The organism is Streptomyces sp. NPDC058375 (assembly GCF_042723425.1).
Classification (GTDB): Bacteria; Actinomycetota; Actinomycetes; order Streptomycetales; family Streptomycetaceae; genus Streptomyces; species Streptomyces durocortorensis.
Genome location: NZ_JBHXJG010000030.1, coordinates 24,282 through 38,180, shown reverse-complemented (window position 1 = coordinate 38,180; position 13,899 = coordinate 24,282). Strand labels below are relative to the sequence as shown.

Here is a 13,899-nt window from a genome sequence, read left to right as displayed (position 1 = left end):
CGGGCGTGTGCTCATGCACGGGCGACGGCGCTGCGGGCCCGGACACGGGCGACGGTGCTGCGGGCCCGAGTGAAGGTGCGGCGGGCGCGGGCGTGTGCTCATGCACGGGCGACGGCGCTGCGGGCCCGGACACGGGCGACGGTGCTGCGGGCCCGAGTGAAGGTGCGGCGGGCGCGGGCGTGGGTGCGGGCTGCGGCGCGGCTGCGGCGGCGGCTTCCCGGAGGCTCGGGGCCGGGTGGTTCTCGCGGGGCTCCTGGGCGATGAGATGGCGCGGCAGCAGGACGACCACGCCGGTGCCACCGCGCGAGGACGGCCGGTAGTTGACGCTGATCCGGTGCTTGAGCGCGAGCCGTCCCACCACGGCGAGGCCGAGGCGGGTGCCCTGGAGGGCCGCGAGGTCGGTCAGCCGCCCGGCGACGGAGTCCGCGGCCCTGCGCATCGCCGCGTCGGCCATCTTCAGGCCGCTGTCCTCGATGGTGACGACGATGCCGGTGCCGCGCTCCTCGACGTAGACATGCACCTCGTCGATGGGCGGCGAGAAGTTGGCGGCGTTGTCCATGAGTTCGGCGAGCAGGTGCATGACGCCTTCGGCGGCGAACCCGGAGATGGCGACGTTCGACGAGCAGTGCAGCCGTACGCGCTGGTAGGCGGCGATACGGCCGACCGCGCCCCGCAGGATGCTCTCCATGACGATCGGCCGGTTCCAGGCGCGGCTGGGCCGGCCGCCCATCAACAGCGCGAGGCGGTCCGTCATCAGGCCGAGCTGCGAGGTGCTGTGGTCCAGCTTCAGCAGGTCGCCGAACACCTCTTCGCCGTGACGTTCCTGCATGCTGCGCAGATCGGCGAGCATGCTGACGGATTTCGCCTGGACGCGGCTGAGGGCCTTGGCGGACGCGGTCTGTGCGGCGAGGGCGCGGCGCTCGCTGAGCGCGAGCTCGCGGAGGACCGCCTCGACAAAGGCGCGCAGCACCGGCTGTTCCGGCAGGTAGACCTCGGCCTGCACCGTGGCGCCCGACTCGCCCTCACGGAGCCTGGCGGCCACGCCCGGCAGCGTCTCGCGGGTGAAGCGTTCGACCTCGGAGGTCAGCGCGTGCAGTTCCTCGCGGAGCCGGGCGTGCTGCGTTCCCATCGCGTCGTGGACCCGCGTGCTTTCGGTCCGCAGCGCGGCGGTCTGCTGCTCCTGCCCTTCGACCGTGGCCGCGAGGACGTGCAGCAGCTTGCGCTGGCGCGGGCTGCGCGGCAACGGGATCTGGCCTAGGGCGTCGGCGGCCTTCACTCCGCCGCGTACCAGCTGGAGCAGCGCGGGCAGCGCCACGTCGGCGGTGTGGGCGGTGTCCGCTTCGAGTGCGGCCAGCGAGGCCCCCAGCCGTTCGGCCTCCGCGGCCTGGGCCGAGGCCGCGCGCCGGGTCCGCCGGGTGACGGTGTGGGCCACGGCGAGCGCGACGGCCAGGACCACCCAGGCGGTGAGCACCACCGCCAACGCCCAGCCACGCGCCTCGGACGGCGCCAGGACCACGGCCGCGGCCCCGGCGACGGCGGTCACGGACAGCACGGCCACAAGCGGCGCCATCGCCGCCTTGGGCGGGTTCATCGGCCTCCGCCGCGGACTGGCTGGTACGGGTTTTGGCATGGATGCGGTCCCTCAGTTCTACCGAGCAGAAGGTAAGCGAAAGGGGTGCCGGCCGCTCCGAGAACGCGCAGATCACCTTGGCGCATCGGAGGAAGCGGAAGCAGCCTTTCCTGTCAGGGGTTGACCACATCGTAGACATGCCTGTGCGACGGATGATCCGGACGGCGGCATAGTCCGTAGGCAGAGTGATTTTGTCGAGAAGTGGCCAGCGGGCCAAAGGTGTTGTGGTACTCGCGAGGCGGCGTGCCGCACTGATGGGCGGCGGGCTGGAATGGGCCCCCGGGGAATGGTCGGGGCATATGCGTTACGCCCGCCGTCAGCCTCTGCGCGGAAGCGGCGAAGCGGCGATGAGCCGCGCAGAGGATTTCTTTTCGGTCAATCTGAAAAGCCTTGCCGGATCATATCGGTCGACGTTGCGGCACCGGTACATCCGGAATGGCACCGGTAAGTGCGCGGTGACACCAGTAAATGGGAGGGTGTCGATTCACGCAGGAGGCGACGCGGAGCGCGTCAGCGGACGACGGCCCCTGCGATGAACGCGGTCCAGGCGGCGGCGGGCAGCGCGAGGACGGGGCCGTGAGGGTTCTTGCTGTCACGGACGGGGACGACGCGGGGGAATCCGTCCGCCACCTGCACGCAGTCGCCGCCCTCCTGGTTGCTGTAGCTGCTGCTGCGCCAGGCGGCGGCGGTCAGATCGGGACGGGACACTCGCTGCACGGTAATCGGCCTCCAGTACGGATCGGATCAAGGCGAGTGACATCAGCGGCGGCAGTGCCATCGCGCTGAGCTGATCGTAAGTGAGAACGAACCGTTCGACCTCGTCCGGTTCCTCGGCCAACTGGCCGTAGGGCGCGCCTTCCGTGTAGGCGACCTCGGTGCCGTCAGGCATCACCAGCACGGTGAGCGAACCGCCCAACGAACCGTGCGCGCCCTGGTTGAACGGCAGCACCTGGATCGTGATGCTGGGCTCCTCGGCCATCCTCAGCAGCTTCTCCAACCGGTCGCGCATCACGGCGGATCCACCGATCGGCCGACGCAGTACGGCCTCGTCGAGGATGATCCACAGCTCCGGCCGGTCCGGGCCGGGCAGCCGCACCTGTCGGTCGAGCCGGGCCGCAAGGCGTTCCTCCAGGTGCTCGGGGCCCCGCAGCGTGTGGCCCACGCTCAGCAACGCCCGCGCGTACTCCGGGGTTTGCAGCAGACCGGGAACGGCATGCGGGGCGTACTCGCGGATCGCCGCCGCGCGGCCGGAGTAGGCGATGAACGCCCGCGACCAGTCCGGATACGCCTCCCGGTACACGTACGGCCAGAGGTCGATCAGCAGGTCGTCCGCGACCAGCGCCCTGTCGATGGCCCGGGTCAGCTCCAGGGTCGGTTTCGCGCCGGTCGCGCGAGCCGTTTCCGTATCGAGGTCTCGGACGCCCTTCTCGGCCGGACCCCCGAGGGCCCGGTGCTGCCGCCGGACGACCAGGAGTCGGGGCGTGGTCTGTTCCTGGTGGAGTGCCTGGCGGCACGGTAAGGATGGGAGCCCCGGAACCCGATCGGGAAGACGGTGTGGGCGGAGGTGACGGCCGACCCGCCCGCCGATGGGGGCCGGGCGCCTGAGCGGTCATGACCTGCCGGCGGGGTGGAGCCCGGTCCAGCCGGTGGCGGCGACCACGCTCGCCGCGTTCGGGCGCGGTGCCAGGGGCAGGGTCAGGAGGTGTGCATGATCTGGATCAGGTTGCCGCAGGTGTCGTCCAGGACGGCGGTGGCGACGGGGCCCATGTCCAGCGGCTCCTGGGTGAAGCGGACGCCGAGCTTGCTGAGCCGGTCGAACTCCGCGTGGACGTCGTCCACGGCGAAGGAGGCGGCCGGGATGCCGTCCTCCACCAGGGCCGTCGTGTACGGCTTCACGGCGGGGTGCTTGTCGGGTTCCAGGAGGAGCTCGGTGCCGTCGGGGTCCTCCGGGGAGACCACGGTCAGCCAGCGGTTCTCGCCGCCGAGCGGCACGTCGTGCTTCTTCTGGAAGCCCAGCACCTCCGTGTAGAAGCGCAGGGCCTCTTCCTGGTCGTGGACGAAGACGCTGGTCACGTGGATCCTCATGGGGTGCTCTCCGGTGCTTTCTGCCCGAGCCATCGGCTGACGATGTGCTCAAGGGGTTCGGTGTTCAGGTCGTGGAACTTGTAGCGGCCCTCGCGGCGCGTGATGACCAGGCCCGCCGTCTCCAGGACGGCCAGGTGCTGGCTGACCGCCTGCCGGGACAGCCCGAGGCCGTGCTTGGCCACCAGACGTCCGCATATCTCGAACAGCGTCTGGCCGTTCCGTTCCACCAGCTCGTCGAGGATGAGCCGTCGCGTGGGGTCGGCCAGGGCCTTGAAGACATCGTCCGCCATGGCTCCACAATAGGCAAGTACCGACTTGCCTATCAAGCGGGGTGGTCGCGGCTTCCGCCGGCCGTCCTCCAGGGTTGCTCTCTAGGAAGCGGCGTCCTGCCGGCCCGGTGTCCCAGCGGTCCCGGCGGTCTCCGTCGCCTCCGTCGCCTCCGTTGCCTCCGCCGTCTCCGAGATGACCGGGAAGCGGCGCGGGGCCAGGGTGATCAGGGCGAGCAGGGCCAGGGCCGCGGCTCCGGCGGCGCCGATGTAGACGTAGTCCACCGCCGCGTCGACCGCCCGGCGCAGGTAGTCCGTCGCCGCCGCGGAGAGCGCGCCCGGGTTCTCCAGGGCGCGGGCCACCGCGTCCAGGTCGTCGGGGAGGCCGGTCACCGGGGCGTCCAGGAGGCGGGCGGCCATGACCCCGTTGGCGACGGCCCCGAAGAGCGCCGCGCCGATGCTCTGGCCGACCTGGCGGCAGAAGAGGACCGACGCCGTCGTCGTACCGCGCTCCGCCCAGCCGACCGTCGACTGCACGCCCACGATCAGCGGGAGTTGGAACAGGCCGAGGGCCGCGCCCAGCAGGAGCATCAGGAGGGCGGGGTGCCAGGGTTCGCCGGGGTAGGGGAGAAGGGGGAAGGCCAGCAGGATCAGCAGGGCGGCGCTCATGCCGATGATCGCGGTGAGCCGGAAGCCGATGCGGTTGTAGACCCGGTCGGACAGGGCCGCCGACACCGGCCAGCTGAGCGTCATCACCGAGAGCACGAACCCGGCGGCTATCGGGCCCAGGCCCAGCACCGACTGGGCGTACGTGGGCAGGAAGACGGTCGGCGCGACCATCAGCAGCCCCATCGCGCCGAGCGCCAGGTTGACCGAGGCGATGGTGCGCCGCCGCCACACCCAGCCCGGGATGATCGGCTCCGCCGCCCGTCGTTCGATGGCGACGGTGAGGGCGGCCAGCACCGCGCTCGCCCCGAACAGGCCGAGCGAGGGCGCCGAGAGCCAGGGCCAGGCGACGCCGCCCTGCACGAGCGCCGTGAGCAGCAGGGTGCCGGTCGCGAAGACGGCGAGCGCGCCCGCCCAGTCGACCTTGGGCCGGGTCGTCGGCCGGGGGCGGGAGGGCTCGTGGAGGTGGCGGATGACCAGCCAGAGGGCGATCGCCCCGACCGGGAGGTTGATGAGGAAGATCCACCGCCAGTCGGCGTACCCGGCGAGCAGCCCGCCGACCACCGGCCCGGCCACCGCCGAGGTGGCCCACACCGTCGACAACTTCGCCTGGATGCGCGGGCGTTCCTTGAGCGGGTAGAGGTCGGCGGCGATGGTCTGGACCGTGCCCTGGAGCGCTCCGCCGCCCAGGCCCTGGACGATACGGAAGGCGATGAGCGCGGCCATGTTCCAGGCGGCCGCGCAGAGGACCGAGCCGACCAGGAACAGGATGATCCCGGCGATCAGGACCGGCTTGCGGCCGAAGGTGTCGGAGAGCTTCCCGTACAGGGGGAGGGTGACGGTGACGGCCAGCAGATAGCCGGAGAAGAGCCAGGAGAAGACGGTGAACCCGCCGAGGTCGCCGACGATCTGGGGCACGGCGGTGGACACGATCGTGCCGTCGATGGCGGCCAGCGCCATGCCGAGCATGAGCGCCGCCACGACGGGGCGGCGGCCCCGGGGGGTGGTGAGGGCGGGCGGTGCCGCCGTCTCCTCGCCGCCCCGGTCCGTACCGCCCGCATCGCTCTTGCCGTCCGTGCCGCTCACCGGGTTCCTTCCCTATGCACGTATCTCTCGTGGCACTGTCTCATCCCGAGCGGCGGGGCGGGAGTGCTGGTGTTGCGGTGTCGCCGCGGGGCGTCGTTTGCAAGGGAGTCGAGGCGGGGAGGACGAGAGGGGTTGTTCAGGACCGGGAAAGGGTGTGGGGGATGCTGACCGAAGCGATGCTGGCGCTGGCCGCGGCCGGCGGGACCGCTGTGGTGCAGGCCGCCGGGACGGAGGCCTGGGGGAGTGTGAGCGAAGGCGTGGCCCGGATGTTCCGCAGGCGTTCGGGGGACGGCGCCGAGGACGGGGCGCAGCGCGAACTGGAGCGCACGGCACTGGTCCTGGCGTCGGACGAAGCGGAGGGAAGCAGCCGGCAGGCGAGCCTGTGGGGGCAGCGTTTCGCCGTCCTGCTCAGCGATGCCGACGAGCAGGGCAGGCGGCAGGCGGAGACGGAGCTGAGGCAGCTGATCTCCCTGGCGTCGGGGGCGGCGGGCCAGCGCCAGGTGCTGGACATCCACGACAACCGCTACGACAACTCCCCCGTGCAGTACGGCAACGGAAACCACCAGCGGTTCCACTACGGCTCCGACAGGTGAAGCCGGGGCCCGGCGTCCCGGACGGTTCCCCCGGGCGCCGTGCGGGTCGCACGCACCTGACGGGGAACACCTACCGCAACAGCCCCCAACAGGTCGGGGACGGCAACCTGCAGTTCAACACCTGGAATCTGCCCCGGCAGGGCAGGGCCCAGGTGGTGGGGCGGATGCCCGACGTCGGCCGTTGGATCGACCGGGAGAGCGAGACCCGGCAGGTGCTGGCCCGGCTGGACCCCGGCGGCGGCGCGCCGGGTCCGGTTGTCGTCCACGGCCCGGCGGGTGTGGGCAAGACCCTGCTGGTCCGGGCGGTGGCGCAGGAGGCGAGGCGGACCGGGCGCCGCTGGTTCAGCGGCGAGCTCTTCATCGACGTGGACAACCGGCCCGACGACGTGGGAACCCCCGGCGACGTGCTGAGCCGGGCCCTGCGCATGCTGGCGGTGGCCCTGGACCGGGCCGCGCCCGGGCCGGGGACGCTCGACGAGCAGCGGGAGCTGTTCGGCCACTATCTGCTCGACCATGCCGAGCAGCACGGCAAGCCGATGCTGATCGTCGTGGACGGCGCCACCGCCGCCGAACAGGTCACCCCGTTCCTGCCGCCCGGCGGCACCGGCCGGCTGCTGGTCACCAGCCGCGGGCAGTTGGCCGAACTGCTGGACGAGCACGCCGCATTCCACGCGATCGACCGCCTCGCCCCCGCCGACGCCGTCGCGCTCCTGGAGGCCGTCGTCGAGCACGCGCTCGGCGGGGACCGGCGGATCGCCGGCGACCCCGAGAGCGCACTGGCGGTGGCCGAGCTCTGCGACCGCCTGCCGTTCGCGCTCATGCGAGCGGCCCAGGTGCTCGTCACCCGCCCGGGCATATCCGTCGGCCGTCTCCGCGTCCGGCTCGCCGACGCTTCGGGCCGGCTCGGCGAACTGGGCACCGGGGAGCGGAGCGTACACTCCGCGCTGGACGAGTCCTACCGGCTGCTCTCGACCGATGCACGGCGCATGCTCCGGCTGCTGCCCCTCCACCCCGGGCCCGACATCGGCGTCCACGCCGCCGCCGCACTGGAGGGGGGCTCGCCGGCCCGGGCCGGCGACCGGCTGAGCGAGCTGCACGACCTGCGCTTCCTCGAACGGAGCACCGGCTACGACGGCTACCGCTTCGCATCCCTGGTGCTGCTCTACGCACAGGAACACTGCCGGGACCTCGCCGCCGAAGAACGGGAGGCCGCGTTCGTCCGGCTCATGGACCACTACGACGTCACGGTCGGGGCCGCTGTGGAGAGGCTGCCCGGTGGCCCCCGCCGCGACCCCTGGTCGTACGGCGACATGCCACGGCCGAGCCAGGCTCCGCACTCCTCCGCACGCGCGAAGGCGGGTCTGAGGACCACCGGCTCCGCGCTCGCCTGGTTGGACGCCGAGCGGCCGAACCTGGTGGCCGCCGTGGTCCGCTCCCAGGACCACCCGACCTCGCAGGACCGTGCCGTGTCCCTGGCGTTCAGCCTCACGTCCTACTTCGACCTGGGCAAGCACTGGGACGACTGGTTGCTCTCCCACGAGGTGGCGGCCCATGCGGCGGAACGCCTCGGCCTCGCGGAGCGCCGCAGCCACCTGCTGCGGGAGATCGGCAGGGCCTACCACCAACAAGGCCTGCCCGAAGAGGCGTTGCCCTACTACCGGGAGGCGGTGGACGCCTGGCCCTCCCGCAGGGGCCATCGGGCGAACGAGGCCGTCTCCCTGATGTACCGGGCGCTGAGCGAGCTGGACGAGCCGGGGCGGCAGGGCGACGAGGGCGTCGCCACGCTGAGAAGCGTGCTGGAGCAGTGCGAGCGGCGCTTCGGGAGTTGGCCCTCCGGGGATACCGCGAGCGGCATCGCCGCGGTCCTCAACAACCTCGGTGTCGTCGAGGCCCGCCAGGGGAACGACCGGCGGGCTCTCGCCTGCCACGAGCGGGCCGTCGAGCACAGCAAGAGAGCCTCGGACGAGGGGAGCGAGGGCCAGTCGCTGGTGCACCTGGGGAATGTCCAGCTGCTGAGCGGTGATCTGCCGGCCGCTCGCGACTCCTACCGCAAGGCGGTCTACGTCATCCCCTCCGAGCATCCGTTCGGCCGGGGGCTGGCAGCCTACAACCTGGGGCTCGCCTCGGCGGCGTCGGGCGATGTGCGCGAGACGCGTTACTGGCTGGGGAAGGCCGCCGGGTACTTCGCGGAGGTCCACCCGGACTCGGCCCGGCACATGGCGCGCAAGCTGGAGCAGCGGGCCCGGGAGGCGTACCGGAGCGTCCGGCGTCTTTTCGGCCGCCGCGCCTCGCTGCGGCGCATCCCGCTGAAGCCGCTCGGCCCGCTCATCGCCCTGCCGCCCGCGGCCGCGCTCCGTCTGGACGACGCCTCCCCGGACACCCCTGACGTTCTCGCCCTCGACCATCCGCTGCCGGACGGCCACACCGCCTCGCACGGCCTGGTCGACCCGTCACCCCCGGACGACGCCGCACTCGCCGTTCTCCCGGTCGGCGGCGCGGCCGACGCGACCGGACCCGTCGCCTCCCCGCTGCCCGTCGACGCCGCCGAGGAACAGCCCCCGCCCCCACCCCGGATCACGTACTCCGGCACCGGTGGATCACGCACGCGCAACTCGGGCGGCGGCCAGCGCTCGTCGGCAGCGACGAGCGACGAAAGCTCGTCCTCCAGCGGCTCCAGCGGCTACGACTCATCCAGCAGCTACGACTCCTCGTCCTCGTCCTCGTCCTCGTCCGATGACAGTTACGGCTCTTCGTACGGTGACGACTCCTCGTCCGGCAGCGGTGGGAGCAGCTCGTACGGGTACGGCGACGACCCCTACTAGTGCTCTGACCGCATAGGTTCACCGGCTTGGGGCGTTGTCTGGAGCCGGAGGTATCGAGCTGGGGTCGTCTTACCGTTCGTTGGGGGTGTTCTCCGCCGCCCACCTGCGGAAGAGGGTGAGTGCCTCAGTGAGGTTGCCTGGTCCGCACGCGGCGTGGAAGGTCATCTCGGAGGTCCAGGCCATGACCCAGTCGTCCTTGCCGCGCTTGAGGTCCTGGCGGGGGAAGGCGTGTCCTTCCAGGTCGGTGTCCTCCAGGTCAATGCGGACGGACCAGCCCGGGGTTGTCGAGCGTTTCGATCTTCCCGCCCCACTCGTGCTCCCAGTCCTCGTTGCACTGGGCGGAGTACCAACCCTGCAGCGATCTACCAGATCGCGCCACGAGACGTATGTGCTCCCACAGATTGATCACGACCAGATACCGGCCCCAGGGCCGGGCCCGTCGTGCCCGCCCACCGGCCCGACAGGTGCCCCTGACCCGGGCTCCGCCCGAGGGACGATTCCCCTAGGGGGCGCCCCCTCATAGTGGCCAGGGCCCGTTCCTCCCGGCGGAGGACGTGGCGGCGGGGGCCTCTCCTTAACCTTTTCTTACGTCGCCGCTACGGCTCGCCGCAGGGGGGCAGGTGGGGAAAACCCCACCTGAAGACTGCGCTGAGCACCATCGCGCCGGGGACGGTCCGGAACACAGAATCGGAACGTACTCAGCGACGTCCAGTCATCGACCGACATAGGAGAAAAACCGTGACAACGGCTGTGACCATTCCCAGGCACGGGGGCACTGGAGGGCGTACGGCCGTCGCGGCGCGAGCGCGGCAGGTCGTCAAGGCGTACGGCACCGGGGAGACCCGGGTCGTCGCGCTCGACCATGTCGACGTGGACATCGCCCGCGGGCAGTTCACGGCGATCATGGGCCCGTCCGGCTCCGGCAAGTCGACCCTGATGCACTGCCTGGCCGGGCTCGACACGGTGACGTCGGGCGAGATCTTCCTCGACGAGACCGAGATCACCCAGCTGAAGGACAAGAAGCTCACCCAGCTCCGGCGCGACCGGATCGGGTTCATCTTCCAGGCGTTCAACCTGCTCCCGACGCTCAACGCGATCGAGAACATCACGCTGCCGATGGACATCGCGGGCCGCAAGCCCGACGCCGCCTGGCTCCAGCAGGTCGTGGAGACGGTCGGGCTCGCCGATCGTCTCAAGCACCGCCCCACCCAGCTCTCCGGCGGTCAGCAGCAGCGCGTCGCCGTCGCCCGGGCGCTCGCCGCCCGGCCGGAGATCATCTTCGGTGACGAGCCCACCGGAAACCTGGACTCCCGCGCCGGCGCCGAAGTCCTCTCCTTCCTCCGCAAGTCGGTCGACGAGCTGGGCCAGACCATCGTCATGGTCACCCACGACCCCGTCGCCGCCTCCTACGCGGACCGGGTGCTGTATCTCGCCGACGGTTCCATCGTCGACGAGATGCAGAACCCGACCGCGGAGCAGGTCCTCGACCGCATGAAGCACTTCGACGCCCGCGGGCGGACGTCATGACCGTCTGGAAGACCTCGGTGCGCAACTTCCTCGCGCACAAGGGCCGGATGGCCCTCTCCGCCGTGGCGGTGCTGCTGTCCGTGGCGTTCGTCTGCGGCACGCTCGTGTTCACCGACACGATGAACACCACCTTCGACAAGCTCTTCACCATCTCCTCGCCCGACGTCACCGTCAGCCCGAAGGCCTCGGACGACGAAGGCGAGCAGCCCGACAACGGCAAGCCCGCCTCACTGCCCGCCTCCGTGGTCCAGCAGGTCGAGAAGGCCGACGGGGTGGAGCGCGCCGAGGGAACCGCCTTCTCCATGGCGGTCACCGTCGTCGACAGCGACAACAAGAACATGGGCTCCGAGACCGGCGCCCCCACCATCGCGAGCAACTGGACCGAGAACGACCTGCGTTCGATGGAGATCACCTCCGGGCACGCGCCCCGCGGTCCCACCGAGGTGATGGTCGACGCCGACACCGCGAAGAAGCACAAGCTCAAGATCGGCGACGAGCTGCGCACCATCGCCGCCACCGGTGACCTCAAGGCGAAGATCAGCGGCATCGCGTCCTTCACCGTCACCAACCCGGGCGCGGCCATCGTCTACCTCGACACGGCCACCGCCCAGAAGCAGTTGCTGGGCGCCCCCGGCGTCTTCACCCAGATCCTGGTGACGGCCGAGAGCGGCGTCAGCGACACCCAGCTCAAGAAGAACGTGGCCGCCGCCCTCGACGGTTCGACCGCGTACAAGCTCCAGACCCAGCAGGAGGCCGCCGACGCCAACAAGGACGACATGGGCGCCTTCCTGGACGTCATGAAGTACGCGATGCTCGGCTTCGCCGGAATCGCCTTCCTCGTCGGCATCTTCCTCATCGTCAACACCTTCTCGATGCTGGTCGCCCAGCGCACCCGCGAGATCGGCCTGATGCGGGCCATCGGCTCCAGCCGCAAGCAGGTCAACCGGTCCGTCCTCCTGGAGGCCGTCCTCCTCGGCATCGTCGGCTCCGTGCTCGGTGTCGCGGCCGGCGTCGGCCTCGCCGTCGGGCTGATGAAGCTGATGAGCGCGGTGGGCATGGAGCTGTCCACCGACGACCTCACCGTCGCCTGGACGACCCCGACGCTCGGCCTCGTGCTCGGTGTCGTCGTCACCGTCCTCGCCGCGTACATCCCGGCCCGCCGGGCCGGCAAGGTCTCCCCGATGGCCGCGCTGCGCGACGCCGGCACCCCCGCCGACGGCCGCTCCGGCTGGGTCAGGGCCGGTATCGGCCTGTTCCTGACGGCAGCGGGCGGTGCGGCCCTGTGGGCGACGACCCAGGCCGACAAGGCCACCGAAGGGTCCATGTTCCTCGCCCTCGGCGTGCTGCTGACCCTCATCGGCTTCATCGTGATCGGCCCGCTCCTGGCCGGCGTCGTGGTGCGCGGGCTGAGCGTCGTCGTCCTGCGGCTGTTCGGCCCGGTCGGCCGGCTGGCCGAGCGCAACGCCCTGCGCAACCCCCGGCGTACGGGAGCGACCGGCGCGGCCCTGATGATCGGGCTCGCCCTGGTGGCCTGCCTGTCCGTCGTCGGATCCTCCATGGTCGCCTCGGCCACCGAGGAGCTCGACAAGTCGGTCGGCGCGGACTTCATCGTCCAGGACGGCAGCACCGGCCGCCCGATCGTGCCCCAGGCCGCCGACGCCGTGCGCGCCGTCCCCGGCCTGGAGCACATGACCGACTACACCTTCGTCAAGGCGAAGATCACCGCGCCGAACGGCAAGACCGAGGACGAGGGGATCACCGCCGCCGACCCGACGTACCAGCAGGACGTCCGCCGCACGGTCGTCTCCGGTGACCTCGCGAAGGCGTACGGCAAGGACGCCATGTCCGTCGGCGACGGTTACGCCGAGCGGCACGGGATCAAGGTCGGCGACACGATCACCGTCGCCTTCAAGGCGGGGGAGACCGCGAAGCTCAAGGTCGCGGCCATCACCTCCGACGACACCAACATCGACCGCGGCGCGATGTACACCAACCTCACGACGGCGGCGTCCTACGTCCCGGCCGACCGGATGCCGCAGAACGTGGTCATGTTCGCCAAGGCCGAGGAGGGCAAGGAGAAGGAGGCGTACGCGGCCCTCAAGAGCGCCGTCTCCGAGTACCCGGTCTACAAGGTGCAGAACCAGGCCGACTTCAAAGAGCAGCTGAAGGACCAGATCGGCCAGTTGCTGAACATCGTGTACGGCCTGCTCGCCCTGGCGATCATCGTCGCCGTGCTCGGTGTGGTGAACACCCTCGCCCTGTCCGTCGTCGAACGGACCCGCGAGATCGGCCTGATGCGCGCCATCGGGCTCTCCCGCCGCCAGCTGCGCCGCATGATCCGGCTGGAGTCCGTCGTCATCGCCCTCTTCGGGGCGCTGCTCGGACTCGGACTCGGGATGGGCTGGGGCACCGCGGCCCAGAAACTGCTGGCGCTGGAGGGCCTTGAGGTCCTGGAGATCCCGTGGCCGACGATCCTCACCGTCTTCGCCTGCTCCGCCCTCGTCGGACTGTTCGCCGCTCTCGTCCCGGCCTTCCGGGCGGGCCGGATGAACGTCCTGAACGCCATCGCGACGGACGGGTGAACGCCCGTCCGCCCGGCGGGGTGAGCCCTTGGGCGCCACCGTAGGATGACCGGCAGGCCCCGGGACGTTCCTCCAAACGTCCCGGGGCCGAGCCCGTTCCCCGTTCCCCGCCCCAAGGCCGAGCCTGTTCCCTGTTCCCCGTTCCCCGCCCCGGGCCGAGCCCGTTCCCCGTCCGGGGCCGCAGGTCACGGCGGACTCTGTCAGCTTGCTGCACAGGGCGGCGCACCCCTGTGCAGCAAGCTGACACCGCGGCCTCTCTTGTGGCGCGTTCCACGCTGGCATCGTCTCTCGTGCCGGGACGAACCCCCCGGCTCCGACGCCACCGTCGAAGGGGAACACGTGTCAAGGTCTCCGCTTGCGCAGAAGCAGCGCCGCCCGGCCAGAGCCGCCGCCCTCGTCACCGGTATCGCCCTCGCCGCCCTCGCCTTCTCCACCGGACCCGCATCGGCCACCGCTCCGGCCGGCCCCCCGCCCGCTGCCGACGAGATCGCCCGCGTCATCTGTACGGAGCTGGCAGGGATCATCGGCCAACTGCCCCCGGAATCGCCGCCCGTTCAGCTGTGCAAGCTGGTCAACGGCTGGGACTAGGGTCATGTCGAGCCCAGCAGCCGCGGCTGGAGGCCTCCTGGAGACGCCTCCCGG

Annotated in this window: 13 protein-coding genes and 1 pseudogene; 6 read left to right on the top strand and 8 right to left on the bottom strand. The window is 71.2% G+C overall.

The window, feature by feature from the left end; translation table 11 throughout:
- The 3 genes from ACFWM7_RS07910 to ACFWM7_RS07900 all read right to left on the bottom strand — a co-directional run.
- A partial coding sequence (locus tag ACFWM7_RS07910) for an ATP-binding protein (protein ID WP_383256387.1) occupies nucleotides 1-1,591 on the bottom strand: 1,591 nt, incomplete at its 3' end.
- A gap of 549 nt (nucleotides 1,592-2,140) precedes the next feature.
- Nucleotides 2,141-2,260, bottom strand: coding sequence for a DUF397 domain-containing protein (locus ACFWM7_RS07905; protein ID WP_383256385.1), 120 nt, complete (start codon nucleotides 2,258-2,260; stop codon nucleotides 2,141-2,143).
- On the bottom strand, nucleotides 2,223-3,101 hold the full coding sequence (locus ACFWM7_RS07900) for a DUF5753 domain-containing protein (RefSeq protein ID WP_383256404.1): 879 nt from the start codon (nucleotides 3,099-3,101) through the stop codon (nucleotides 2,223-2,225). The genes ACFWM7_RS07905 and ACFWM7_RS07900 overlap by 38 nt, the downstream gene beginning before the upstream one ends.
- Between ACFWM7_RS07900 and ACFWM7_RS07895 the strand changes: the two are divergent.
- Nucleotides 3,015-3,245: pseudogene (locus ACFWM7_RS07895) on the top strand (ATP-binding protein); the annotation flags it as partial. The gene ACFWM7_RS07900 and the pseudogene ACFWM7_RS07895 overlap by 87 nt on opposite strands.
- Before the next feature lie 80 nt (nucleotides 3,246-3,325).
- Here the strand turns inward: ACFWM7_RS07895 and ACFWM7_RS07890 are convergent.
- The 3 genes from ACFWM7_RS07890 to ACFWM7_RS07880 form a co-directional block, all read right to left on the bottom strand.
- Nucleotides 3,326-3,715 (bottom strand): VOC family protein, encoded by a 390-nt coding sequence (locus tag ACFWM7_RS07890; RefSeq protein WP_383256383.1) that lies wholly within the window; start codon nucleotides 3,713-3,715, stop codon nucleotides 3,326-3,328.
- Complete coding sequence (locus ACFWM7_RS07885) at nucleotides 3,712-4,005, bottom strand: ArsR/SmtB family transcription factor (protein WP_383256381.1); 294 nt, start codon at nucleotides 4,003-4,005, stop codon at nucleotides 3,712-3,714. Before ACFWM7_RS07885 ends, ACFWM7_RS07890 begins: the two co-directional genes overlap by 4 nt.
- Before the next feature lie 81 nt (nucleotides 4,006-4,086).
- Nucleotides 4,087-5,733, bottom strand: a complete 1,647-nt coding sequence (locus ACFWM7_RS07880; protein WP_383256380.1) for an MFS transporter — start codon at nucleotides 5,731-5,733, stop codon at nucleotides 4,087-4,089.
- Nucleotides 5,734-5,894: 161 nt separating this feature from the next.
- On the opposite strand from ACFWM7_RS07880, the gene ACFWM7_RS07875 reads away from it, so the two are divergent.
- Together ACFWM7_RS07875 and ACFWM7_RS07870 are read left to right on the top strand one after the other, a co-directional pair.
- On the top strand, nucleotides 5,895-6,326 hold the full coding sequence (locus ACFWM7_RS07875) for a hypothetical protein (protein ID WP_383256378.1): 432 nt from the start codon (nucleotides 5,895-5,897) through the stop codon (nucleotides 6,324-6,326).
- Nucleotides 6,323-9,148 (top strand): tetratricopeptide repeat protein, encoded by a 2,826-nt coding sequence (locus ACFWM7_RS07870; RefSeq protein ID WP_383256376.1) that lies wholly within the window; start codon nucleotides 6,323-6,325, stop codon nucleotides 9,146-9,148. The genes ACFWM7_RS07875 and ACFWM7_RS07870 overlap by 4 nt, the downstream gene beginning before the upstream one ends.
- Before the next feature lie 69 nt (nucleotides 9,149-9,217).
- Here ACFWM7_RS07870 and ACFWM7_RS07865 read toward each other — a convergent pair whose 3' ends face one another.
- Nucleotides 9,218-9,388, bottom strand: a complete 171-nt coding sequence (locus ACFWM7_RS07865; RefSeq protein ID WP_383256402.1) for an Imm53 family immunity protein — start codon at nucleotides 9,386-9,388, stop codon at nucleotides 9,218-9,220.
- A gap of 16 nt (nucleotides 9,389-9,404) precedes the next feature.
- Nucleotides 9,405-9,527 carry an Imm53 family immunity protein gene (locus ACFWM7_RS07860; RefSeq protein WP_383256374.1) on the bottom strand — a complete coding sequence of 41 codons (123 nt, stop codon included), beginning with the start codon at nucleotides 9,525-9,527 and terminating at the stop codon, nucleotides 9,405-9,407.
- 359 nt (nucleotides 9,528-9,886) lie between these two features.
- Between ACFWM7_RS07860 and ACFWM7_RS07855 the strand changes: the two genes are divergently transcribed.
- From ACFWM7_RS07855 to ACFWM7_RS07845, 3 genes are all read left to right on the top strand, one after another.
- Nucleotides 9,887-10,675, top strand: coding sequence for an ABC transporter ATP-binding protein (locus ACFWM7_RS07855; RefSeq protein ID WP_383256373.1), 789 nt, complete (start codon nucleotides 9,887-9,889; stop codon nucleotides 10,673-10,675).
- Nucleotides 10,672-13,257, top strand: coding sequence for an ABC transporter permease (locus tag ACFWM7_RS07850; RefSeq protein ID WP_383256371.1), 2,586 nt, complete (start codon nucleotides 10,672-10,674; stop codon nucleotides 13,255-13,257). Before ACFWM7_RS07855 ends, ACFWM7_RS07850 begins: the two co-directional genes overlap by 4 nt.
- Nucleotides 13,258-13,596: 339 nt before the next feature.
- Nucleotides 13,597-13,845 carry a hypothetical protein gene (locus ACFWM7_RS07845; RefSeq protein ID WP_383256369.1) on the top strand — a complete coding sequence of 83 codons (249 nt, stop codon included), beginning with the start codon at nucleotides 13,597-13,599 and terminating at the stop codon, nucleotides 13,843-13,845.
- Nucleotides 13,846-13,899: the final 54 nt, after the last annotated feature.

What these genes read in the sequence shown, in the direction of transcription:
- ACFWM7_RS07885 (WP_383256381.1), bottom strand. Translation starts at nt 4,005, where the DNA reads ATGGCGGACGATGTCTTCAAGGCCCTGGCCGACCCCACGCGACGGCTC.
- ACFWM7_RS07850 (WP_383256371.1), top strand. Translation starts at nt 10,672, where the DNA reads ATGACCGTCTGGAAGACCTCGGTGCGCAACTTCCTCGCGCACAAGGGC.
- ACFWM7_RS07875 (WP_383256378.1), top strand. Translation starts at nt 5,895, where the DNA reads ATGCTGACCGAAGCGATGCTGGCGCTGGCCGCGGCCGGCGGGACCGCT.
- ACFWM7_RS07890 (WP_383256383.1), bottom strand. Translation starts at nt 3,715, where the DNA reads ATGAGGATCCACGTGACCAGCGTCTTCGTCCACGACCAGGAAGAGGCC.